We start from the raw sequence: 22,088 nt of genomic DNA, 5'->3' as shown, positions 1-22,088 counted from the left end.
ATTCGACATGATAAAAATCACCAAGCTCAAGACCGGTTCACCGTTCGAAGACCAGGCCAGCTATTCGCGCCTGGTGTGCGTGGACAACTGGATCTACGTGTCCAACACCGCCGGCCGCAACCCCCAGACCAAGCTGATCCCGGAGGATGTCCTGGAACAGGCGCACCAGGTGTTCGCCAACATCGAATCGGCCCTCAAGGCTGTCGATTCGAGCCTGGCCGACGTGGTGTGTTCGCGGGTGTTCATCCAGGACCCCAAGGACGTGCCGGCGGTGATGGGCCTGATCGGCGAGAAGTTTCGCGGCGTCGACCCGGCCAGCACCGTGACCTGCCCACCACTGGGCTCGACGGTCTACAAAGTGGAGCTGGAAGTGACGGCGTATCGCAACGCGTCGAAGGCGCAGGTCGACCTCATTCGCCTGTCGCAATAATCGTCACGCGGCCATGCACAGGCCTGGCCGCCCTTATTCGTTTACCGAGTCCTGACCATGGCACCGACAATAGCGCCCGTGACAACCTCCACCGTGTTTCCCAGCGCGACTGCCGTCGTCATCATTGGCGGCGGGATCATCGGCCTCACGGCTGCGCTGACCTTGGCTGAGCGCAATATCGCCGTGGTGGTCCTGGAAAAAGGCCGGATCGCCGCCGAACAGTCATCCCGCAACCTGGGCTGGGTGCGCAAGACCAGCCGCCACGCGGCCGACATCCCGCTGGCCCTGGCCGCCGACCGCTTGTGGGCGCAGATGCCCGAGCGGGTAGGGGCGGATGTGGGGTATCGCCAGGAAGGCATCATGTTTGTCGGGCGTACCCCGGCGCAAATGGCAATGCACGAGGGCTGGCTCAAGTCGGTGGAGCATTTGTCGCTGGATTCACGCCTGCTCAGCAAGCGTGAGATTGACGCGCTGGTGCCAGGCGGCACCGGTGACTGGGCCGGTGGCATCTTTACCCCTTCCGATGCGCGTGCCGAACCGACGCTGGCCAGCAGCGCGATTGCCAGGGCCGCCATGGACAGGGGCGTGGTGATCATCGAGCAGTGCGCGGTGCGTACGCTGCAGATGTCCGGCGGCACGGTCAGCGGTGTGGTCACGGAAAAGGGCGAAATCCGTTGTGATCATGTGCTGCTGGCGGGGGGCATGTGGTCGAGGCGCTTTCTGGGCAACCTCGGTGTGGCGTTGCCGACCTTGCCCCTGACCTGCTCGGTACTGCGTACCCACCCCATGGAGGGGCCGACGCAGATCGCGGTCGGCGCGCCGGACTTTTCGTTTCGCAAGCACCAGGACGGCGGTTTCATCATTACCCAACGGGGCAAGTTGGATGCGTTCCTGACCCTCGACCATCTGCTGCTCGCCAAGCAATACATGCCGCAGTTCCGTGCGCAACGCAGTGTGCTGAACGTGTCGCTGGGCAAGCCGTTCATCAATGACCTGGCCCTGGCGCGGCGTTGGCGCGCCGACAGCGTCAGCCCGTTCGAGCGCGTCAGGGTGCAGGATCCGGCGGCCAACCCGCGCCTCAATAGCGACGCGATGAACAACCTGATGGCGGCCTGGCCGGTGTTTGAACAGGCACGAATCGCCCAGGCCTGGGCCGGCACTATCGACGTGACACCCGATTCCAACCCGGTCATCGGCCCGGTCGCGCAGATTCCGGGGCTGACCGTGGCCACCGGTTTCTCGGGGCACGGCTTCGGTACATCGCCGGCGGCGGGTCATCTCGCCGCGGACCTGGTCAGTGGGCATGCGCCGATCATTGACCCAAGCCCTTATCGCTTCGACCGTTTCTAAAGGAGCAAGCCCATGCCTGCAGACAGCTGTTTCTTCACCAACCGTTCGGGCCTGCGCCTGCACTATTTGCGCTGGGGCGCATCGAGTGGCGTGCCCCTGGTGCTGTTGCACGGCCTGCGCGCCTATGCCCAGACCTGGGAGTCGCTGGTGCAATCCCTGGGGGAGGGCTACTGCATCTATGCCCTCGACCAGCGTGGTCGTGGGTTGAGCGACTGGGCCGAGCCCTCCACGTATCACACCCAATCCTATGTCGAGGACCTTGAGGATCTGATCGCCCATGTCGGCCTGCAGCGTTTTGTCCTGCTCGGGCATTCATTGGGCGGCGCCAACGCCCTCGAGTATGCGCGGCAACATCCGGGACGCTTGCTGGGGTTGCTGATCGAGGACATCGGCCCCGGCTCTTCAACCCAGGGCGATGGCGCCGCACGTATCCGTCGCGAGATGGGCCAGACGCCGTTGCAGTTCGACAATTGGGACGCGGCCCGTGGGTTCTGGAGGGCTTCGCGCCCAGGGTTGTCGGAGCAGGGCCTGGCGTCGAGGCTGGCGCATTCGATGCAGGAACGCGACGGTGTGATTGGCTGGCGCCATGATCAGCAGGGGATTGCCGAGGCCCGCCTGAGTATCGAGCCGACGGACCTGTGGCCAGCGGTGCGTGCGCTGGATTGCCCCAGCCTGTTCATTCGCGGTGGTCGCTCGGACTTCCTGCCGCCGGCGACGCTGCAGGCGATGAGGGCCAGCAACCCCCATGTGCGGACGGTGGAGGTCGCCGACGCGAGCCACTATGTGCACGACGATCAGGGCGCGGTGTTCAACGCGCTGATCGCAGGCTTTCTGGCGAACCTTGACCCGCCGAGGCAATGAGCGGCGGCCGCCCGCCAATGTCGATATCAGGCACCGGCGTGCCGCTATGAGGCTATTTTTGCGGCACGCAGGCCGCGTACTGTGACCCGTCATTAAGAAATGATGATCGCCTGACCTTCCAGTCAGTACGTCTTAACGTCGATCACAGAGAATAAAAAACAACGATGAATAGCCTGATTTCCAAGGATTCCAACGGCCAGCTGGCGCAGGGCTTCAAGCCGCGTCATGTCACCATGCTCTCCATTGCAGGCATTATCGGCGCGGGGCTGTTTGTCGGCTCCGGGCACGCCATCGCGGCGGCGGGGCCGGCCGTGATGCTGGCGTATCTGTTTTCCGGCCTGTTGGTGGTGCTGGTCATGCGCATGCTGGGGGAGATGGCGGTGGCCAACCCCGACACCGGCTCATTCTCGACCTACGCCGACCAGGCCATCGGCCGCTGGGCCGGGTTTACGATCGGCTGGTTGTACTGGTGGTTCTGGGTGCTGGTGATTCCCATCGAAGCCCTGGCCGCCGGGCATATCCTCAACCAGTGGTTCCCGCAGATCGACGCTTGGCTGTTCGCCTTGTTGTCGATCTTTTTGTTGGTGGTCACCAATTTGTTCAGCGTCTCCAAGTACGGTGAATTCGAGTTCTGGTTTGCCATGGCCAAGGTGGTGGCGATCATCGGCTTCATCGGCCTGGGAGGCGCGGTGTTGATGGGCTGGATTCCCGAGCGGGAGGCCAGCGGCTTGAGTCGCCTGATGGAAGAACACGGTGGTTTCGCGCCTAACGGCCTGTCGGCGGTGGTCGGGGCATTCATCACCATCATGTTCAGCTTTATCGGCACGGAAGCCGTCACCATCGCGGCTGCCGAGTCCAATAACCCGGCGCAGAATATCGCCCGGGCCACGCGCTCGGTGATGTGGCGCATCGGCGTGTTCTACGTGTTGTCGATTTTCGTAGTGATTTCCGTGGTGCCGTGGAATGACCCGCTGTTGGCGTCGGTAGGCTCTTATCAGCGCGCCCTGGAGCTGATGAACATTCCCCACGCCAAGTTACTGGTGGACGTGGTGGTGTTGATTGCCGTGGCGAGCTGCATGAACTCGTCCATCTACATTGCTTCACGCATGCTGTATTCCCTGGGCAAACGTGGGGATGCGCCCACACTGATGAAAAAGACCTCCGCCGCGAGTGTGCCGAGGGCCGCCGTGATCGCCAGCACGATCCTCGGGGCTGGCGTGACCTTGCTCAGTTACTTCATGCCCGCCGGATTGTTCCAGTTTCTGCTGGCCAGCTCGGGCGCCATCGCTTTGCTGGTGTACCTGGTGATCGCCGTGTCGCAACTGCGCATGCGCAAGGTCCTGCAACGCCGCAATGTCACCCTGACGTTCAAGATGTGGCTGTTTCCCTGGCTGACCTGGGTGGTCATCGTCTTCATCTGTTGCGCATTGGCGGTGATGCTGCTGACGCCCGAGCACCGCTTCGAGGTGTCGTCGACCATCGGCCTGGCCTTGCTGATTTCCCTGGTCGGCGTGATCACGGCGCGGCAGCCGGACCGCACCCAAAAATCGATCCCCCTGGCTTCGCGCCCATGAACCCCCGGCCGGTCACCTGTTTGGTATTCGTGCTGCTGGATCAGTTCACCCTGATCTCGTTGGCGTCGGCGGTAGAGCCGCTGCGCATGGCCAACCAACTGGCAGGCCAGGAGCTTTATCGTTGGCACACCGCCAGTGTCGACGGTCATCCTGTGTGGGCCAGCGACGGCATGCCCATCACGCCGGACTGTTCCATAGCCGCTGCGCCCTCTGCGGATATCGTCGTGGTGTGCGGCGGCACGGGTATTCAACACACCCTGAGCGATGAATTGATGAAGTGGCTGCGGACCCAGGCGCGTTATTCCAAGCGCCTGAGCGGTATTTGTACCGGCAGTTGGGTATTGGCTCGGGCGGGGCTGCTCGACGGGTTTGAATGCAGCGTGCATTGGGAGTGGCTGGCGGCCATGCAGGAAGCTTTTCCACGGGTGAGCCTCAGCGCCAGCGTGTTCACCCTCGACCGCGATCGCCTGACCAGCTCGGGCGGCACCGCGCCCATGGACATGATGCTGCACCTGATCGGCCGTGAGCATGGGCACGAACTGTCGGCGGCGATTTCGGACATGTTCGTGTACGAGCGCATGCGCAACGAGCAGGATCATCAGCGCGTGCCGCTCAAGCATATGCTCGGCACCCAGCAACCGAAGCTGCAGGAAATCGTCGCGCTGATGGAGGCCAACCTGGAAGAACCGATCGACCTGGATGAATTGGCCGAGTACGTGGCCCTGTCACGTCGGCAGCTTGAACGCATGTTCCAGAAGTACCTGCACTGTTCGCCCTCGCGCTACTACCTGCGGTTGCGGCTGATCCGCGCACGCCAGTTGCTCAAGCAAACCCCCATTTCCATCGTGGAGCTGGCCTTGCTCTGCGGGTTTGTGTCCACGCCGCACTTCTCCAAATGCTACCGCGAGTACTTTGGCGTGCCGCCCAGTGACGAGCGCCTGGTGACGGCAGGCGAGCGAGCCGTCATGTTGAAACCGACGATTCGTGCCGTACCGGTGCCGATGCCAATGAGTGCCCTGGAGCAGGCGCGAGGGGAGTCGACCTTTGCCAGTGTCCGGCTCAAGGCCAGGCGCTGAGAGTACGTTGAGTGGCGCTGATCAGTGACGCTTGCGTTTCGAATTTCAGGCCCCACTCACGCCGGGTTCAAACCCGCATGAACGCCTTGATTCGCTCGCCGCACTGATCGGCACGAATCATCCCAGGCGCCGCATCCAGCGCAACCAGGCCGTCCTCCATGAAAATCACCCGGTCGGAAATGGACAGGGCGAAGTCCATCTCGTGGGTCACGATCAGCATGGTCATGCCTTCTTTGGCCAGGTCGCCGATGACCTTGAGCACGTCGCCTACCAGTTCCGGGTCAAGGGCTGACGTCGGCTCATCAAACAGCATGATATGTGGATCCATGGCCAATGCGCGGGCGATTGCCACGCGTTGTTGCTGCCCCCCAGACAACTGATGCGGATACTTGTGCGCGTGAGCCAGCAGTCCGACCTTGTCCAGCAGGGCGTAGGCGCGCTGCTCGCTGATGAGTTTGTCGCGGCCGTGATAGCGCGGAGCGAGGGTGACGTTGTCGAGAATGGTGCGATGGGGAAACAGGTTGAAGCCCTGGAACACCATGCCGATGTGCTGTACCCCACGGCGTACTTGTTGCGTGTTGGTGTTGTCACCGGCGTGGATATAGCTTTCGCCGAACAGAATGATCTCGCCTTGGTCGATGCTTTCCAGGGCGTTGACGGTGCGAATCAGCGAGGTTTTTCCCGAGCCCGATGGGCCGATGATGGAAATCACCTGACCCACATTTACATCAAGGTTGATGCCCTTGAGCACAGCGTGCTGGCCGTAGCGCTTGTGAATGTCGACCAGTTGCAGGGCGGGTGCCGAGCCAGGCCCGGAGGCTTTCCGAGCGCTTGCCGAAGGAGGGGCGGGTTGTGATGCGCGTAGGCGCCCCATGCTGGTGTCATCCAGCGTCCGGGGTGTGCGGTTGTTGAGTTCCAGGTGGTGCTCCAGCCAATGAAACAGCCAGCCGAGCACGGTCACGATCAGCACGTAATACACCGCCACAGCCGACAGGGTTTCCATCACCAGGAAGTTTTGCGCGTAAAGGCGCTGGCCCACGGTCAACAGTTCGGTCAAGGAAATCACCGAGACCAGCGAGGTCAGTTTCACCACGGTGATGTATTCGTTGATCAGCGTCGGCAGGGAAATGCGGAACGCCTGGGGGATCACGATCAGGCGCTGCAAACCGATCAGGCCGATGCCCAGCGCGCGGCCGGCCTCTTTTTGACCTTTGGCCACGGATATCAAGCCACCACGGTGGATTTCCGCCATATAGGCCGCTTCGGTGACCACCAGGGCCAACAGGCCGGAATAGAACGGGTTGGACAGGACGCCACGGGTGACCGGGAACATCTGCGGCAGGTTATAGACGAACACCACGAGTACCAGCAGCGGCACGCTGCGAAAGAACCAGATATAAATCGACGCCGGTACACTGATCCAACGCGCGGCCGAAAGCTTGGCCGAAGCCAGCAGGAAGCCCAGCAGCATGCCGATGAACCAGGCCAGCGTGCTGAGTTCCACCACCGTAATGCAGGCTTTCCAGAAGTCCGAGAGCGAAAACAGAGAAAAAAAGTAAGGCCATTCAAATTGCATGTGTCTCTCCAACTGCTGGCGTCGACACAGGCTTTACCTGGGCCGGGCAGTCAAGCGAAAGCCGCCGACTGTGGGAGCGGCAGCGCTCCCACAGGGCTGCACCGGGTCAGTTAGTCGGTTCTTCGAGGTTGTATTTCTTCAACAGGGCGGTGTATTCACCGGAGGCCTTGCTCGCCTCAAAGGCCTTGAGCAGTGCCTGATAGAGCGCGTCGTTGCCTTTCTTGACGTAAATACCCAGCGTCTGCTGGTAGATCGAGTGCTCGGTGCTCACCACGACGCGGCCCTTGGTGCGTTCTGCGATCATGCCGGCGGCGCCGTCGATCTCCACCTGAGCCTGCACATTGCCGGAGAGCAGCGCCTGGGTTACCTCCGGTGCGGACGGGAACTCGCTGACCATAATCGCGCCCTTGTTATTCGGGGTGCAGTAGTCGGTCGAGAGCGTGTTGAACTGCGTCACCCACGTGGTGCCTTTTTCCAGGCCGACTTTCAGGCCGCAGAGGTCTTCCGGTACTTTCGGTTTCAGCGGGCTGTCCTTCAGCACCATGATCGCTGCGCCGGTCTTGGCGTACGGGATGGTTTGCGCTTGCGTCTGCCGCTGGGGCGTGATGTACATGCCGGAGATGATCGCGTCGTAGTGGCCGGCGTTCAGGCTGAGGATCAGGTTGGAAAACTTGGTGTCGACGAAGTCGGCCTTGAGGTCCAGGTGCTTGGCGAGCAGGTGCGCCAGCTCGGGGTCGGAACCGACGACGTTTTTATGTTCGTCGTATGACTCGAAGGGCGGATAGGTGATTTCCATGCCGACCTTGAGTACGCCGGGTGTCACCGTCGTTGCGGCATGGGCGCCGGTCGCACCAAGGAGTGCGACGGCCAGCAGGGTCAAGCGGACAGCATGATTGATTGGATTGCGCATCATCGATGACTCCACGTCGGTAAAGTAGGGCTGGGCGGGTGGTTAAACAGGGCGGTGTGACCAGGCTGAGGGTTGCATCAGGACGCGTCCTGCGCCTGGCTCTTCAAGTGACCGAAACTCGATGGCTTGCGCGCTTTCTCGTACAGCGTGAGTTCGCCCCGTTCGACCTTGCGGCGCAGGTACTGATAGGTCTGCAACGCTTGGCCGAACATGTGCTCACCGATGGTGATTTCCTCGTAATCCTTAGCGCCTTCAAGAAACTGTGGCAGTGGCTTGATCTGCGTATGGAAGTCGCACGCGTAGAAGAGTGGGAAGGCGTAGCGCTCTTCGCTGACGGTTCGCACTCGGTGAGCCGTAGCGACGAACGTACCCGCGGTCATGATCTCCAGCATGTCGCCGATGTTGACCACAAAGGCACCGTCCACGGGCGGCGCATCAATCCATTGGCCTTGATCGTTCATCACCTCGAGGCCTGGCTTGTCGGCAAGCAAAATGGTGAAGCACTCGTAGTCGGTATGCGCACCAATGCCGGGTGCGTCTTGGGCGGCCAGGTCAAAGGGGTAGTGAATCAGGCGCAGTTTCGACGGTGGGCGGGTAACCAGTGCCTCGAAATAGTCCTCTTCCAGGCCCAATGCGAGCGCGAAGCCCTTGAACAGGCGACGCCCCAGCGCAAACACCGCAGCGTAGTACGCTTCGACGGCGGGACGGAAACCCGGCAGGTCCGGCCATTCATTGGCCCCGATCAAGGGGGTCCCGGCCCTGACCAGCGGATCGTCTTCGCCCACTTCAAAACCGATATCGAACGCTTCCTTGTGGTCCGGTTTGCCTTTGGCATAGACCTCTTCGCCTTCAGGCACAAACCCCTTGTGGCTGCGGGAGGTGCCGATGTAATGCTGCATCTTGTACTCAAGAGATTGCGCAAACAGGTCCTTCGCCGCGTGACGCACGCCGTCGATCAGCGACGACTCGATGCCGTGGTTCTTGATGTACAGAAAACCCACTGCGCGGGCGGCGTTACCGAGTTCTTCGGCCACTGCCTGGCGCTGTGCGATGTCGTCGCTGTACAGCCCGGCGATGTCCACCAGCGGAATGCGATTGAAGTTGGCGGCCTTTGGCGTTTGGTCAGGCATGAAGTAACGCTCCTTATCGGGTTGAGGCACCGCTGAAGCGCCGGAAATGCTCGCGCTCGGTATTTGCCATCCATACGTTCAGCGACCACAGGTCGGCCACCGGCACATTGGTGAAGGGCAGGTGATGCAGGTAGCCGTCGGCACCGAACTCCGGCGTCAGCGTGCTGACCTGATAGCCGCGACTTTCCTGGGATCGCCAGATGGCCTCCCAATGCTGCTGATGGAAGGCCAGCGCCTGGGCGTACTCGGGAGCGGCGGGGTGGGGAACCTGGGGCCCCTGGTCATAACCGACCCTGGCTTGAATGTGGTGAACGCGCTCGACGAAAGCGCTGAGGTCATCTTCCGGATCGTTGAGCAGGCGCTCGCAGGTGACGACCCAATGACTGATGTCGCTGGTGAAGCGCAGGTCCGGCAGTTGACGAATCAGCTCGAGGGTGACCCAGGGGTTGAACAACGAGCGCGCACGATGGGTTTCAAAGGCGCACACCTGGCCGTGCTTGCGCGCGACGTCCATTGCGCGGCCAAAGAAGTCGACTTGCTGTGCCAGTGGCCAGCGGTCGTTGCCAGCCAGCAGGTTGATGAAGCGCGGCGACAACTCAGCCGCCCAAGCGAGTTTTTTATCGAGGTCCAGAAGGTGTTCGTCGACGCTCGCCGATTGTTGCGGCAGAACATCGTAGGCGCTGAAGACGGTACTGATATAGCTGACGTGGTTGGCGCGTAGAAAGGCTGCGAACTCGGCGCGTTCGCTGGCGGTCATGGGCAGGCGGGCTTCCATGCCATCGAACCCGGCGTCAAGCAACTCTTCGAGCGCGTGTACCTTGCTCGCGGTGTAGCCCCACAACGTTCGGAATACTTCCAACTTCATCGATCTGCTCCAAAGGTGCCTTCGCATGATTGACACAGCGGCGTTTCGGCGCGGACCGAAACGCACAAAAAACGGCAGTGACAATCAGAAAAGGCAATCTTCGGGCCCCATCTCTGTGGAAAGGCTCCTTTGTTGCCGCCAATAGTAGGGAGGGGCGGTTGGCGGAAAGAATAGGGAACTGCAAATAGATAGTTCAGAGATTTCTAAACTATTGTTCAGTGCGGCTCAGGGTGGCGTCATGCGTCAAAACTCGGTTATGACGGTTACCCCTGCCGTTTCGAAGCGGTCCATGTTCGTCAGCGCGTCGATGGACTGTTCCAGGCTGATGGTTTTACCCACGAGTTTTTCAGGCGCCAGCTTGCCTGAGGTGATCATCTCGATCATGGCGCCATAGCGATGCGCTTGCATGCCGTGGCTACCGTAGATCTCAAGTTCATGGGCGATGACCTTGCCCATGGGGATGGCCGGCGTGGCGTGATCAGCGAGCATCAGCCCGACCTGGACGTGCTTGCCGCGACGTCGCAGGTTGTTGATGGAGTTGAAACAGGTGGTTGGGTGGCCCAAGGCGTCCAGCGAGACGTGGGCACCGCCCTGGGTGATTTCCAGCACGGCTTCGGTGACGTCCGCGACGCACTGGGCATTGATGGTGGCGACAGCACCGAGCGCCCGTGCCAGGTCGAGTTTTTCCTGGGAAATATCGATGGCGATCACGTTCGCACCAATGGCCTGGGCGATCATCACCGCAGACAGGCCGACACCTCCGCAGCCGTGAACCGCGACCCACTGACCGGCGCTGACGTTGCCTTGGTCGACGACTGCACGGAACGAGGTGGCGAAGCGACAACCCAGGCTTGCGGCGGTTGCGAAGTCCATGCTCTCGGGCAGCGCGACCAGGTTCAGATCGGCCTGGTGGATGCCGACGTACTCGGCAAACGAGCCCCAATGAGTGAAGCCCGGCTGGAATTGCGTGTGGCACACCTGCTGATTGCCGCTGTTGCACTGCGCACAGGCACCACAGCCGCCCACGAACGGCACGGTCACCCGGTCGCCGACCTTCCACCGCGTGACGTCGTGGCCCACCTCGGCCACGATGCCCGCCAGCTCATGACCCGGTACATGGGGCAGTTCAATGTCGGGGTCATGGCCTTTCCAGCCATGCCAGTCGCTGCGGCACACCCCGGTGCCAAGCACCTGGATCACCACGCCATGGCGTTCCGGGGATGGATCGGCCACGTTCATCAGGCGCGGCGGTTTGGAAAAGGCTTCGTAGACGACTGCTTTCATTCAAATTACCTAGGCTTGGAGGGGCGATTCAGGCATTGCCATTATGAATGAGCGTCGTGAAATTACCCTTCAAGTTGCCATTGACCGAACGCAAGAATTGAAATTAACCTTCATTTTTAAGTCTGAATTTGGGGAGTTATTTCATGATTGAACAGCTCGATAAGGCGGACATTGCAATATCGGAGCGTTTGCAGCGGGACGGCAAGCTGTCGAATGTCAAGCTGGCCGAGCAGCTGTCCCTCAGCGAAGCGTCCTGTTGGCGCAAGCAAAGACGGCTGGAAGAATGCGGGGTTATCGAGGGATACCAGGCCATTCTCAATCGAAAGAAACTCGGGCTGGGCCTGAAGGCCTTTGTCCAGATCTCCTGCACGGATCACAGCGAAGAAGCCACGGCAACGTTTGAAAAGATTATCCAGGCGGCCCCGCAGGTATTGAGTTGCCATAACACAACGGGGGAGGCGGACTTTCTACTTGAGGTGGTTGCACGGGACCTGGACAGCTATAGCCGCTTTGTCGAAACAGTGCTGAGGAAGCTCCCTGGGGTTTCAAGTATTCGCTCGAACCTCTCCCTGCGAGAGATGAAGACCACTCATCGACTGCCCGTCAGCGAGCTCTTGAGCATCTGAAGGCCGTCGGGCACGTGGAGAGCCATCGTTCGTCCGGACAATCGAGCATTTCGGCACTGTTATCGAGCATTTCGGCACAGTCTCCCGGTTTTGTTCAACCTAGACTCGAGTTTCACTTTCAGACTCAGCTGGAGCCGCGATGAACATCAGATCAATCCTGCCTGCACTCTCCATGGCCGTCACACTCAGTGGCTACGCTGCGGATTTCTCACTGACCAGCCGGGATATTGCTGACAACCGCCCGCTGACCCGTCGCGAAGTGTTCCAGGGCTTCGGTTGCGAAGGTGGCAACACGTCTCCTGAGCTTTCGTGGAAAAACGCCCCGGCAGGGACCAAAAGCTACGCGATCACCGTTTACGATCCCGATGCCCCTACCGGCAGCGGTTGGTGGCATTGGACGGTGGTCAACCTGCCAGCCTCCACCCATAGTTTGCCAAGCGGCGTGGGGGCGAACCTGCCTGCGGGTGCCGTGCAAGGGCGAACCGATTATGGCCAACCGGGGTTCGGTGGCGCTTGCCCTCCTGTCGGCGATAAACCCCATCGCTATCAATTCACCGTGTGGGCCTTGAAAGTCGATAAGCTACCGCTCGACAACCAGGCCAGCGGAGCCTTGGTCGGTTACATGCTCAATGCCAACGTCCTGGCCAAAGCGACCATTACTTCCACTTACGGACGTTAAGAACCATGCGCCCTTGTGACGGCATACAGCACCGGGAAAATATTATCGATGCCTGTGTCATACGGGCGCGACATGCCCTTACCTTGCCCAGGGTGCCGGTGTTCGCGACCACCTTGTGTCGAGTGCGGCAGGGAGAAAAACTGTTGCAATGGGATGACCGGGAAATGCGCGCAGGGCCTCGGCATCTGATTCTGATGCCGGCCGGGCGCGAGCTTGGTATCTCAAACTTCCCCGGCCCTCAGGGTCACTACATCGCCGATGCGGTGACCTTTCCCGTCTCGACATTGCGTCAATTCAGCAGCCGATATAGCCAGCAGATCAAGAGTGGTCGCGGTGCACTGAAGAGCGATCTATGCGTTCCCCTGGACAGGCACACCACCCAGGCATGGGAGCAGTTGCTGGTCGCCATCCATGCAAACGCCCCGCAGGCACTCTGCACACATTATGGGGAAGCGGTGCTGCTGAGCCTATGCCTTGGCGGCCAGGCCGGACCTTTGCTGATGGGGCGCAACGATCCCTTGTGCGAGCGGGTGCAGCAACTGGTAATGGCCAACCCGGAGAGAGACTGGACGGTTGCGAGCATCGCACAGCACATGAATCTGGGGGAGTCGACCTTGCGTCGCCAACTGGCGAACGAGGGGAATAGTTTCAGGAACATTCTGGAGGGCGTTCGACTGTCGACAGCATTACAACGGCTGCAGACAACGTCTCGCCCGATCGGCGAAATTGCCGGCGCCTGCGGCTACGCCTCGGCTTCACGTTTTGCCGTGCGCTTTCGCTCACACTATGGCCTGTCACCCCGTGAATTGCGGGCAGCGATTTGAGCATTTGCGGGAGGGCTTTCCCCAGTCTGCCGGCCGGCAGTGTCAACTTGTGCCAGCCTGGGCGCGTCCATTCGTCTGTTGCCCGGCACTCTGGGGGGCATGGCGTTTCTCAACCTTAAGCACGGATATCCCGAGCCCAAGAACGGAGAGCCAGCATGGAAATCAATGAGAATGCCCCGGGCAACATTTCACAGCAGGCTGTAACGCGCGGCACGGACAACGAGACAGGGCACGACCCGAAGCGTGATGAGGATAAGATCCCGCTGCCGCCGGACGACGATGCACCCCTTGAGGAGGATATGTCTGATGTGGACGCTGCCGATTCAGTGGCGAGCGAACACCCTGACAACTGAGGTGTTTCAGATCAACGAACCCGGCCAGGGTGTCGCAGGTGGCTGGGAATCCGAAGGCGGCTGTAAAGCCGCCTTCTGGGCGATGGCTACCGGGCGTTCAGCCCGTCGAGAAACTCGGTGTGTTGCAACGTCCTGGAAAACATCGGCAGCGTGAAGCGTTCGGCTGCCTGTTGTTGTTCGTCGGTAAAGGTCGCGGTGCAATCGATCAGGGTCACCACGTTGTAGCCCTTCTCATAACCTGATCGTACCGTGCCTTCGACACAGCAATTGGTCAGGAAGCCCGCCACCACCAGAGTCTGGATACCATTGTTGCGCAGCACCAGGTCCAGGCCCGTGGTGGCGAAACCGTCCAGCCCGCGCTTGCCCTCCACGAGAATGTCGCCGGCTTCCCGGGTAATCGCCTCGCTGATGTCGGCACCCCAGCTGCCGGCGCGGAAAGCGCTGCCATCGGCAACGCCCTTGAGAATCCCGTAGTCGCGGGTGGTCAGCTCCGGGTAGCCCTCGGCGAACTGGATCGGCAGGTGGATGATCTTCACGCCGAGCGTGCGCGCCTGTTCAACCGTGGTGGCGGTGTTCGCGAGCATATTGGACGTGTGCATGACGTCCTTGACGGCGTCATGGAACACGCCGCCTTGGGTGGTGAAGTCGTTCTGGTATTCGATCAGCACCAGGGCGGTGGTGTGTGGGTTCATGTCGGGTCTCCGATAAGTGGGTCGAGCAACAAGCGTAGAACAGCAGGCAGGGTTGGGTGGGGCGGCAGTCAAACACAAAACTATGGCTAAGAGCGCCGCATCCGTTTACAGACCGCAAGCAAAGCGGGCACTTTGATACTATGCTCATTGCCAATGCGAGCCATCTACGGGTTTCAATGTTCGGCCGCCAAGGGCTCCGACCCTGGCAAAGTCATTGACGTTGGCGACAGCCGGTGGGTGGTCTTCAGGCGTTTTCAACGGCTCACGCAACAACCCGCACGCGGCATACAGGGAAACGTTCAATGCCTGCCCCACACCTCACCTGCTTGAAAATCTCCAATGTGGGGGCCAACGGCTCCAACCAGAACACGCCGTCGATCCAGGCTGTAAGCCGGAGCGGGTGGATAACTGTTGGTAAATGCCAAGCACGATGGAGAACAGCATGAACACCCAGTCGATCCACACGATCTTGAGGCGCTTCGCCGGCTGCGTGGCTGGGCTGGCGATGGTTGCCGCCAATCCGGCCCAGGCTGCCGCCGAGGGCATCGCCAGCGGCCCTACCGCGAGCTACAGCATTGCCTTCAGCAATTCCTACGCAGGCAGCGATTTTCGCAAGGTGATGGTGCGCAACTGGCAGGAAATTGCGCTCCAGGCGCAAAAGGAGGGCTTGATCCGTGAGGCTCCCGTCGTCAGCGCCAATAACTCGGCTTCGGAACAGGCGGCCCATATCCAGGACATGATCGTCAAGGGCGTCGATGCCATCGTGATCCTCGCTGCCTCCGACACGGCCCTCAACGGGGTGATCCGCGATGCCTGCAACGCCGGCATCGTGGTGGTCGTCATGGCCAGCCTGGTCACCGAGCCCTGTGTCTATACCGTGGATTACAACTGGTCCGCCATGGGCCGTGTGGAAATGGACTACATCGCCGAGCGCCTGAAGGGCAACGGGACATTACTGGAGATCCGTGGCATCGCTGGCGATGCCACGGATAAAAACATCAGCGATGGCATTCGCAAGGCCGCCAGCGACTATCCGGGCCTGAAATTCGTCAAGACCGTATACGGGAACTGGACGGCTTCTGTCGCCCGCAGGGAAGTGACGCTGGCGCTGCCGTCGCTGCCCACCATTGATGCCGTGGCTACCCAGGGTGGCGACGGATATGGTGCGGCCATGGCGTTCAAGGCGGCGGGACGCCCTTTGCCGATCATTGTGATGGGGAACCGTCAGGACGAACTTGCCCTGTGGAAACAGGAACGCGATGCCAATGGCTACGAGACCGTCTCTGTCTCTGCCTCCCCGAGCGTCTCCCAGATGGGGTTCTGGGTGGCCCAGCAGATACTGGCGGGCAAGCAGGTGCCGAAGTTCGTCGAGGTGCCGCTGGTACGTATTGATGCCAAGGACCTGGACGCCTGGCTTGCCACTATGCCGGTGGGCGGTGCCGCCAATCCGTTCTACGGCCAGGCTTCCGTTGCGGCGATGATCGATGCGGCCATCAACCATACGGCGCCGCCGGCGCCTTTGCCGGAGGTGACGAAACAGTAGCGGCGGGCTAGGAGGCGAGGCCCCATGTTGACATTCAAATCAGCCACGGCCAGGCCTATTGCGGTCAGGATCGGCCTGGCGGTTGCCGCACTGGTGTTGCTGATGCTGGCGGTATCGCTCGTGAACCTCTACGGCCTGCGAGGCATGGTACGTGCGGTGGATTCCGCCAGCCATTCCGCGGAAATTCTGGCCTCGGTCAACGGGGCTACCGGGCGGGTGGAAAACTTCATTGCCACCCGCGACCAGGACAGCGTGTCCCAGGCCGAAGGCTTGGTCGCGACCGCTATCAACGGCCTTAACGCCATCCCGGCGGCAGAGGCGCAATCGCTCAAGGGCAGCCTGGAGAGGCTCGCTGCGGCGATCGCGTCCTTGCGGGTGGCGACGCTGACCATGGATGGCGAAACCGAGAATATGACCGCCCATTACGCCCGGATGCGAGAGGCGACGGCCCTCGTTGAACTGGGTATCGCCGCTGGGCTGAAGGGCCTGGACTCCCGCGCCGCCGACCACCAGGCGCGGGTGAGCAACGCCCAGAGCGCCCATCGCATCCTGGATATCCTGCGCAACGGCGAACGCATCATTACCGCCAATGTGGCCCAGGTGCTGGTGAGCGGTGATGGTGCCGCCGCCACTGCGGCGCGCAACGCCTGTGCGGCGCTGCCGCCTGTGGTCGAGCAATTGCGTGAGTTGATGGGGGCGCCGCAACAGGTGGAGACCCTGGAGCAGTTGGCGACGGCGGTGGCTGCAGCCAGCCTGGCGCTCGAGCAGCTTGGCGAGGCTCCCAGGCTCCGGGGCGGCGAGGCTTTGCGGCATCTGGGGGCTGTTGGAGGCGTGGCAGAGCGCCTTGAAGTCATGTTGGCTGAAGTGGACGAGCACATTGCCCATGACGCCAGTGACATTCAGGCCGCCATCGGTTTGCTGCAAAACGCCGCCGCGTTGTCCAAGCGTTTCGCCGAACGTGTTGCCACCCTGGAAGCGCAGACCTTGTCGTTTCGCCTGGCGCCGTCGGCCGAGGTCGCCAGTTCTGTAGGCGTCATCCTCGATGAACTCTCCCGTCTCGCCCGGGTTCTGCCTTCGTCTGTGGGGCAGCAGGCCAACGCTGAGCCCCTGACGGTCAGCGATCAGATTGCTGGCTACCGGGCGGCATTTGCCGGGTTCCATCAGGCGAGCAACGCCTTGGGCGACGCGCGCGACCAGGTTCGTATCGAGGCACGCAGCGCTGGCCTGTTGGTTGCGCGCTTCGCAGGCGAAGCGCGTTCAGACGCCTTGGTCCACAAGGATCGCGGCATGCTGGCGACAATAGTCGCTGGCGCCGTCGCCATCCTGCTGGCCGGAGCCATCGCCTGGAGCACCTCGCGGTTTGTCGCGCAGCCCATCGTCGCCCTGGCTTCGGTCATGCGCCGGCTGGCTGCCGGTGACTTGACCGCCGAAATCGCCAGTGCTGGGCGCGGCGATGAGATAGGGATCATGACTCGCGCCGTCCGGGTGTTCCAGGAGAATGCCTTGCGCATCCGGGTGCTGGAGGCCGAGGCCGAAGCCGAAAGACAGCAGGTGCAGGCCTCTCTGGAGAGAATGGTCGCCGAACGGACCGACACGCTGCACCGGCAGACCGAGGTGCTGGAGGCGCAGGCGGTTGCACTTATTCAGGCGCGCAACCAGGCCGAGACGGCCAACCAGGCAAAGAGTGATTTCGTCGCCACGGTCAGCCACGAACTGCGCACCCCTTTGACCCTTATTCTCGCCCCGTTGGAGCAGCTCTCGGTGGCGATCACGCCGCCGGCGGACTGGCGCGTGCAAATCGAGCGCGCACAACGAAACGCACTGCGCCTGATGAACCGCGTGAACGATATCCTTGACTTCTCCAAGGCCGAAGCAGGCAAGTTTGAGCTGTGTCCGGCGCCCGTTGATTTGAACAAGGCGGTGGGCGTGCTGGCCGAGGATGCCGCCATGGTGGCCAAGGGCAAAGGCTGCACGTTGACCTGCAGCATCGATCCTGCCCTCGGTACCGTGTTCCTGGACCCCCGACACTTCGAGAAGATTCTGCTCAACCTGGTGAGTAATGCCATCAAGTTCACCCCTGCTGGCGGTACGGTGCATCTGGCAGTCACTGCGCTTGATGACGAGCGATTTGAGCTCGCGGTGCATGACTCGGGCATTGGCATCGCGCCTGACAAATTACCCCTGCTGTTCCAGCGTTTTTCCCAGATCGACAATTCCGCCACGCGGCATTACAGCGGTACAGGCATCGGCCTGGCCCTGGTCAAGGATCTGGTCGAACTGATGGGGGGCGAAGTCAGCGTCAACAGTGAGCCTGGAAAGGGGTCGTGCTTCCTTGTTCGATTTCCTCGGGGAACCGAGCAAAACATTGTGCCGACCGAAGCCGGTCATCTGCATGAGGGATCGTCACCCACCGCAATGATCACAACCGAGCAGCGCCACTTGCTGTTCGACGACGGCCGCCGTGGCAGTAGCAACGACCAGGCGTCCATGGCCGATGCAGACAACGAGCAGCACCCGGAACGCACCTCGCAGTCCAGGGTCCTGGTGGTCGATGACAGCCCGGAAATGCTTGGCTACCTCAGCGAGCTTTTGCGCGACGACTACAGCGTCGTCACCGCCGCTGATGGAGAGCAGGCCTGGGCCATGCTGCAGCGTCAACCGATCAATGTCGTTCTCTCGGATGTGATGATGCCGGAGCTTGACGGCTTTGGCCTGACCGCCAGAATCAAGGCGAGCGCCGGTTTTGCCCATCTGCCGGTCATCCTGTTGACCGCCCGCGGCGGCAGCGAGGCTTGCATCTCCGGGCTGGAGAGTGGCGCCGATGACTATATCGCCAAACCTTTCTCGCCATTGGAGCTCAAGGCTCGCGTACGCGCGGCGCTACGCATGAGCCAGGTGCAATCCGAGCTGAATGCGAAATCCCGTCAGGCGGGCATGGCCGAGATCGCCACGACGGTGCTGCACAATGTCGGCAACGTCCTCAACAGCGTGAACGTTTCAGCCGAGCTGGTCAGCAGCCAGATGCGCACCTCCAAGGCCCAGGGCCTGGGCAAGGTGGCACAGATGATGAACGAACACATCCATGAGCTGAGCGATTTCCTCACCCAGGACCAGCGGGGAAAGATGCTGCCCGACTACCTGCTCAAGCTGGCGCAGGCGGTGGCGGCAGAACAGCAGGGCATCATCGAAGAGCTCGAGCAACTCACCAAAGGCATTGACCACATCAAGACCATTGTCGCTGCCCAGCAGTCCTATGCCGTTGCCGTCAGTGTCGTCGAGACAATACCGGTCTCGGAATTAATCGATGATGCCTGGCGCATGAGTGCCGGCTCACGGATGAATCAGGAGGTGACGGTGGTCAAGGACATTGCCGACTTGCCCCTGCTCTCGCTGGACCGGCACCGGGTGCTGCTGATTCTGGTAAACCTGATCAGAAACGCCAGGCAGGCGTTGGACGGCGTGGTCGATCGCAGCCCGTGCATCACGTTCAGCGCCTCCCTCATCGGTGACGGGGCAGTCTTGCGTATCACGGTGGCCGACAATGGCAACGGGATTACGCCAGAGCACCTGACGCGTATCTTTTCCCATGGCTTCACGACTCGCAAAGACGGTCACGGTTTCGGCCTGCACAGCTGCGCGCTCGCCGCGCAGGAAATGGGTGGCAGCTTGACCGTGCACAGCGACGGGGAAGGGCAGGGCGCAACCTTCATCCTCGAGATTCCTCTTGATGCGCCGTAGAGTAAGCGATGAGCATCGAACAAGCGTCCTATGGGCTGGGCCGTGGATAAAGTTCTATCAGGTTCGATTTTCAAGTCAGCTGTGCGCTCCCACTCAGTTCGAATCTCGCGGGCCGGTCTTATCAGCAACCATCATTTTTCCGTACTGGTCGTTTTCGCATCATTTGACGCCTCTTTTTGAAAGCGCAGCAGGGTATCGTGATACGTTTTTCTTCGACGATGGTCCGTGTCATAGCCGCCGTTAGCGGCGACAGTGCCGGCTTGAATATGGTCCAGGTAACTGAACAATCTTCGTGCTGACAGAAAGCTGATCGCATAACCCAGCTTGACCATCTTGTCTTGTAGCGCGTATCCCGGTACCCGGTTATCCATCATGAAGCGCAAGTTATGTTGTTTAATTACATCGCAGTTCCATAAGGTGCAAAAACTTTTCAAGTGGGTTTCTCTGAAAGGCTTGGGGTTTTTAGAGGGTAGCCCCACGTAACGCATGAGTGTTCGGTAGTGGTACTTCATCAGTCGAGTGCCGAACCACCAGGCAGTTCTTAAAAAACCGCGATTGATCTGTTCTGTACAACCGACTGCCACTGTACGCGGCGTTGCAGTGCTTTGGCTCATCATCATACTGAACACATCGGTATCAAATACAAATGTGTCCGTATGAAGCAGGAATAAGTACGGAGTTTCAACATATCCCAAAATCAGATCAAGGGCTTTACCATGCGCGATATATCCGGCTTCTCGAGGGTGGGGGATCCTTTCTACCAAGTTGATCCAATCAAGTGTCCGCAAGTAGTGGATGCTTTCATCGGCGGAACCGTTATCCACTACCCAGACCGGAACTTGATGGTATATAGCGTAGTCGCGTAGCAATCCTAAGCAAAGGCGTGTCATGTGCAGCGTTTTATAATTAACCAGGGCAATACTGAACAAGGCATGTTTTGCCGAATGAGCGTTGTCGTCAGGCATTAGTGAAACACTCCAGAATGATATATCGGTCGTGCGCCGTTTGCGACCCGGCCGGCAGGCTCGATGGGTCGCCATCACCTCATGAGTTGTCGGGGCAGGAGAGGCGCATTAGCCAAGCTTAATAGGTTGTTCTGTTTGGTAGCGTTAATTTATGGTTAAGGTGGGTAAATAACAGAGTGGGAAGTAACTCGAAGCGCTCGTGGTATTTACCATAACCTTACCGACTTCTGACATTTTTCAGGCTGGGTACGTCGTAAGCTTGTTCGTGATAGTGCGCAGTAGTGCTGGCACTGCGTAACCGATAAAAGTGGAGGTGGTTATGTTGAGTAAGCAATTCGCCAATGGCCCATGTGTGTCTCGGCAGCTGGAAATATCTGGCTTGCACCAAGACAGTCTTCAGGATCAATTACGTAAGCTCCTCGGTCATGGTTTTAATTTGATGTTATTTTGCAGCGGCGGCCAATATGGTGGTCGATACTGCCATGTGCAAATACACCATGACAAAAGTGGGATTGAGCTTGAGTTGCATGGCGTATTCGACGAACGCTTCGTGCATGAGGCGTGCCTGGCCATAGAGGAAATAAAGAAGCAAGTGCGCTTGGCGATAGGACCACTTCGAGGTATACCAGCACCTGCTCGGAGAAAAGTACATACAGCCCATTATTGACGAATTACACGGGCTGGCGAAGTTACGCCGCACACGCCAACGGCGGAGCAATCAACGGTCCCAATAGCGCGCTGGTCATGGGCTGCCTGCACGTCAAGTCAATCATTGGTGCTTTCTTCATCCCTGAGTTGGCGGCTCATGGCATCGCAGCTCTGCGACCACGAGGCCAGCCATTCCGGCATCTCTGGCGACCGTTCGGGCAGTCCCAGTTCTCGAACAAACTCGCTTGGCGGAACAATACCTTTCGCTGAACGAAATAGACCTCGCATTACGACAACGCCGATCACTCTGCCTTTGCTCACAAATCGATGCTCCATGAAGCTCCACTTGTCGTCCCAGCCAAGCATCCTTGTGTGGATTTCAAACGCTTCAAACAGTCTAAGCTCACGACGAAATTTACCCCAAGTGTCTCCGACGATGGGCAGCGCCTTTGCTCTAATAGCTACTCGATAGGCGCCACTGCGCAAAACGAAATCCATGCGTCCGACATCGGCCAGGGTGAAATATCGGCCGTTGGTGACATGTCGATTGAAGTCGAGGTCCAGTGGCCAGACGCGCATTCGGATGACGGTTGATTCCAGCGCTTTTGCCGGTCTGCGCCAAGGTCGACGAAGCAGCATGAGGAGAAGTCGAAACCAGAGATTCATAAAGACGCCGATAGTTGAATGATTGGCGTACTTTAAAGTGCTGAGGGGTGAGCCAGGTAGGTCCCTAAATGACTTAATTCTGCGCAAAAGTACATTCCGATCACTCATTCTATGGTTTAAGTTTTTCTAGCGGGTTTCGCAGGCGTCTATCGCGCTATCTGCGGCCTGTGGGTTTCGCGACCTTTGTCCGCCCGTTCTCGGCGATTGCCCAAGGTGCACGGCGAGTCGCTGGGGGGCGTCCTCCCTCGACCCCCTCCAGCAAGCAAGCACCCGAAAAGCTGCAACTGGACGGCTTTTA

The 22,088-nt window shown here is 60.1% G+C and carries 19 protein-coding genes and 2 pseudogenes; 13 read left to right on the top strand and 8 right to left on the bottom strand.

Going from position 1 to position 22,088, the window contains the following annotated elements:
- The first annotated feature begins 7 nt into the window (after nt 1-7).
- The 5 genes from BM416_RS01475 (at nt 8) to BM416_RS01455 (ending at nt 5,291) form a co-directional block, all read left to right on the top strand.
- Nucleotides 8-430, top strand: a complete 423-nt coding sequence (locus BM416_RS01475) for a RidA family protein (RefSeq protein WP_092484550.1) — start codon at nt 8-10, stop codon at nt 428-430.
- Between the two features lie 57 nt (nt 431-487).
- Nucleotides 488-1,780, top strand: coding sequence for an NAD(P)/FAD-dependent oxidoreductase (locus BM416_RS01470; RefSeq protein WP_065927446.1), 1,293 nt, complete (start codon nt 488-490; stop codon nt 1,778-1,780).
- A gap of 12 nt (nt 1,781-1,792) precedes the next feature.
- The gene (locus BM416_RS01465) at nt 1,793-2,641 is read left to right on the top strand and encodes an alpha/beta fold hydrolase (RefSeq protein ID WP_092484547.1); all 849 of its coding nucleotides are present in this window, start codon (nt 1,793-1,795) and stop codon (nt 2,639-2,641) included.
- A gap of 164 nt (nt 2,642-2,805) precedes the next feature.
- Nucleotides 2,806-4,215, top strand: coding sequence for a GABA permease (gene gabP / locus BM416_RS01460; protein WP_065941630.1), 1,410 nt, complete (start codon nt 2,806-2,808; stop codon nt 4,213-4,215).
- Nucleotides 4,212-5,291: a choline metabolism transcriptional regulator GbdR gene (locus tag BM416_RS01455; RefSeq protein WP_092484544.1), complete on the top strand. Its 1,080-nt coding sequence runs from the start codon at nt 4,212-4,214 to the stop codon at nt 5,289-5,291. The genes gabP and BM416_RS01455 overlap by 4 nt, the downstream gene beginning before the upstream one ends.
- Nucleotides 5,292-5,358: 67 nt before the next feature.
- On the opposite strand, the gene BM416_RS01450 is transcribed toward BM416_RS01455, so the two are convergent.
- From BM416_RS01450 to BM416_RS01430, 5 genes are all read right to left on the bottom strand, one after another.
- On the bottom strand, nt 5,359-6,867 hold the full coding sequence (locus BM416_RS01450; RefSeq protein ID WP_092484541.1) for an amino acid ABC transporter permease/ATP-binding protein: 1,509 nt from the start codon (nt 6,865-6,867) through the stop codon (nt 5,359-5,361).
- 106 nt (nt 6,868-6,973) lie between these two features.
- Nucleotides 6,974-7,777 (bottom strand): ABC transporter substrate-binding protein, encoded by an 804-nt coding sequence (locus BM416_RS01445; protein ID WP_092485557.1) that lies wholly within the window; start codon nt 7,775-7,777, stop codon nt 6,974-6,976.
- Nucleotides 7,778-7,854: 77 nt separating this feature from the next.
- Entirely contained in the window at nt 7,855-8,907 is a 1,053-nt protein-coding gene (locus tag BM416_RS01440) for an isopenicillin N synthase family dioxygenase (RefSeq protein WP_092484538.1), read from the bottom strand.
- Nucleotides 8,908-8,920: 13 nt separating this feature from the next.
- Nucleotides 8,921-9,772 carry a sugar phosphate isomerase/epimerase family protein gene (locus BM416_RS01435; RefSeq protein ID WP_092484535.1) on the bottom strand — a complete coding sequence of 284 codons (852 nt, stop codon included), beginning with the start codon at nt 9,770-9,772 and terminating at the stop codon, nt 8,921-8,923.
- A 243-nt stretch (nt 9,773-10,015) separates the two neighbouring features.
- The gene (locus tag BM416_RS01430) at nt 10,016-11,056 is read right to left on the bottom strand and encodes a zinc-dependent alcohol dehydrogenase family protein (protein WP_092484532.1); all 1,041 of its coding nucleotides are present in this window, start codon (nt 11,054-11,056) and stop codon (nt 10,016-10,018) included.
- A gap of 143 nt (nt 11,057-11,199) precedes the next feature.
- Here BM416_RS01430 and BM416_RS01425 point away from each other — a divergent pair, with 143 nt between their 5' ends.
- The 4 genes from BM416_RS01425 (at nt 11,200) to BM416_RS01410 (ending at nt 13,538) form a co-directional block, all read left to right on the top strand.
- Nucleotides 11,200-11,682, top strand: a complete 483-nt coding sequence (locus BM416_RS01425) for an Lrp/AsnC family transcriptional regulator (protein WP_065941773.1) — start codon at nt 11,200-11,202, stop codon at nt 11,680-11,682.
- Nucleotides 11,683-11,821: 139 nt separating this feature from the next.
- Complete coding sequence (locus BM416_RS01420; protein WP_074846845.1) at nt 11,822-12,361, top strand: kinase inhibitor; 540 nt, start codon at nt 11,822-11,824, stop codon at nt 12,359-12,361.
- A gap of 5 nt (nt 12,362-12,366) precedes the next feature.
- Nucleotides 12,367-13,185: a helix-turn-helix transcriptional regulator gene (locus tag BM416_RS01415; RefSeq protein ID WP_092484529.1), complete on the top strand. Its 819-nt coding sequence runs from the start codon at nt 12,367-12,369 to the stop codon at nt 13,183-13,185.
- A 155-nt stretch (nt 13,186-13,340) separates the two neighbouring features.
- Nucleotides 13,341-13,538 (top strand): hypothetical protein, encoded by a 198-nt coding sequence (locus BM416_RS01410; RefSeq protein WP_027606646.1) that lies wholly within the window; start codon nt 13,341-13,343, stop codon nt 13,536-13,538.
- Between the two features lie 86 nt (nt 13,539-13,624).
- Here the strand turns inward: BM416_RS01410 and BM416_RS01405 are convergent, their stop codons facing one another.
- Nucleotides 13,625-14,230 (bottom strand): cysteine hydrolase family protein, encoded by a 606-nt coding sequence (locus tag BM416_RS01405; protein ID WP_027606645.1) that lies wholly within the window; start codon nt 14,228-14,230, stop codon nt 13,625-13,627.
- A gap of 442 nt (nt 14,231-14,672) precedes the next feature.
- On the opposite strand from BM416_RS01405, the gene BM416_RS01400 reads away from it, so the two are divergent.
- The 4 genes and pseudogenes from BM416_RS01400 (at nt 14,673) to BM416_RS31050 (ending at nt 19,511) form a co-directional block, all read left to right on the top strand.
- A complete protein-coding gene (locus tag BM416_RS01400) occupies nt 14,673-15,773 on the top strand; it encodes an ABC transporter substrate-binding protein (protein WP_027606644.1) in 1,101 nt (366 codons plus the stop codon).
- 24 nt (nt 15,774-15,797) lie between these two features.
- A pseudogene (locus BM416_RS31060) lies at nt 15,798-18,110 on the top strand (sensor histidine kinase); the annotation flags it as partial.
- 78 nt (nt 18,111-18,188) lie between these two features.
- Nucleotides 18,189-18,659, top strand: a pseudogene (locus tag BM416_RS31055) (response regulator transcription factor); the annotation flags it as partial.
- Nucleotides 18,660-19,511 (top strand): sensor histidine kinase, encoded by an 852-nt coding sequence (locus tag BM416_RS31050; RefSeq protein ID WP_371856032.1) that lies wholly within the window; start codon nt 18,660-18,662, stop codon nt 19,509-19,511.
- Between the two features lie 131 nt (nt 19,512-19,642).
- On the opposite strand, the gene BM416_RS01390 is transcribed toward BM416_RS31050, so the two are convergent.
- Nucleotides 19,643-20,476, bottom strand: coding sequence for a glycosyltransferase family 2 protein (locus tag BM416_RS01390; protein ID WP_092484523.1), 834 nt, complete (start codon nt 20,474-20,476; stop codon nt 19,643-19,645).
- Between the two features lie 765 nt (nt 20,477-21,241).
- Nucleotides 21,242-21,790 carry a thioesterase family protein gene (locus BM416_RS01380; RefSeq protein WP_092484520.1) on the bottom strand — a complete coding sequence of 183 codons (549 nt, stop codon included), beginning with the start codon at nt 21,788-21,790 and terminating at the stop codon, nt 21,242-21,244.
- Nucleotides 21,791-22,088 lie beyond the last annotated feature (298 nt).

It is taken from the genome of Pseudomonas sp. NFACC42-2, assembly GCF_900116055.1.
Taxonomy (GTDB): Bacteria; Pseudomonadota; Gammaproteobacteria; order Pseudomonadales; family Pseudomonadaceae; genus Aquipseudomonas; species Aquipseudomonas marginalis.
Note: the sequence above shows the minus strand (reverse complement) of the source record. Positions and strands in the feature narration are given on the sequence as shown.

Coding starts and splice junctions, on each gene's coding strand:
- BM416_RS01425 (WP_065941773.1), top strand. CDS start 11,200: ATGATTGAACAGCTCGATAAGGCGGACATTGCAATATCGGAGCGTTTG.
- BM416_RS01440 (WP_092484538.1), bottom strand. CDS start 8,907: ATGCCTGACCAAACGCCAAAGGCCGCCAACTTCAATCGCATTCCGCTG.
- BM416_RS01450 (WP_092484541.1), bottom strand. CDS start 6,867: ATGCAATTTGAATGGCCTTACTTTTTTTCTCTGTTTTCGCTCTCGGAC.
- BM416_RS01405 (WP_027606645.1), bottom strand. CDS start 14,230: ATGAACCCACACACCACCGCCCTGGTGCTGATCGAATACCAGAACGAC.
- BM416_RS01455 (WP_092484544.1), top strand. CDS start 4,212: ATGAACCCCCGGCCGGTCACCTGTTTGGTATTCGTGCTGCTGGATCAG.
- BM416_RS01430 (WP_092484532.1), bottom strand. CDS start 11,056: ATGAAAGCAGTCGTCTACGAAGCCTTTTCCAAACCGCCGCGCCTGATG.
- BM416_RS01380 (WP_092484520.1), bottom strand. CDS start 21,790: ATGAATCTCTGGTTTCGACTTCTCCTCATGCTGCTTCGTCGACCTTGG.
- BM416_RS01400 (WP_027606644.1), top strand. CDS start 14,673: ATGAACACCCAGTCGATCCACACGATCTTGAGGCGCTTCGCCGGCTGC.
- BM416_RS01415 (WP_092484529.1), top strand. CDS start 12,367: ATGCGCCCTTGTGACGGCATACAGCACCGGGAAAATATTATCGATGCC.
- gabP (WP_065941630.1), top strand. CDS start 2,806: ATGAATAGCCTGATTTCCAAGGATTCCAACGGCCAGCTGGCGCAGGGC.
- BM416_RS01465 (WP_092484547.1), top strand. CDS start 1,793: ATGCCTGCAGACAGCTGTTTCTTCACCAACCGTTCGGGCCTGCGCCTG.
- BM416_RS01475 (WP_092484550.1), top strand. CDS start 8: ATGATAAAAATCACCAAGCTCAAGACCGGTTCACCGTTCGAAGACCAG.
- BM416_RS01435 (WP_092484535.1), bottom strand. CDS start 9,772: ATGAAGTTGGAAGTATTCCGAACGTTGTGGGGCTACACCGCGAGCAAG.
- BM416_RS01470 (WP_065927446.1), top strand. CDS start 488: ATGGCACCGACAATAGCGCCCGTGACAACCTCCACCGTGTTTCCCAGC.
- BM416_RS01390 (WP_092484523.1), bottom strand. CDS start 20,476: ATGCCTGACGACAACGCTCATTCGGCAAAACATGCCTTGTTCAGTATT.
- BM416_RS01420 (WP_074846845.1), top strand. CDS start 11,822: ATGAACATCAGATCAATCCTGCCTGCACTCTCCATGGCCGTCACACTC.
- BM416_RS01445 (WP_092485557.1), bottom strand. CDS start 7,777: ATGCGCAATCCAATCAATCATGCTGTCCGCTTGACCCTGCTGGCCGTC.
- BM416_RS31050 (WP_371856032.1), top strand. CDS start 18,660: ATGAGCCAGGTGCAATCCGAGCTGAATGCGAAATCCCGTCAGGCGGGC.
- BM416_RS01410 (WP_027606646.1), top strand. CDS start 13,341: ATGGAAATCAATGAGAATGCCCCGGGCAACATTTCACAGCAGGCTGTA.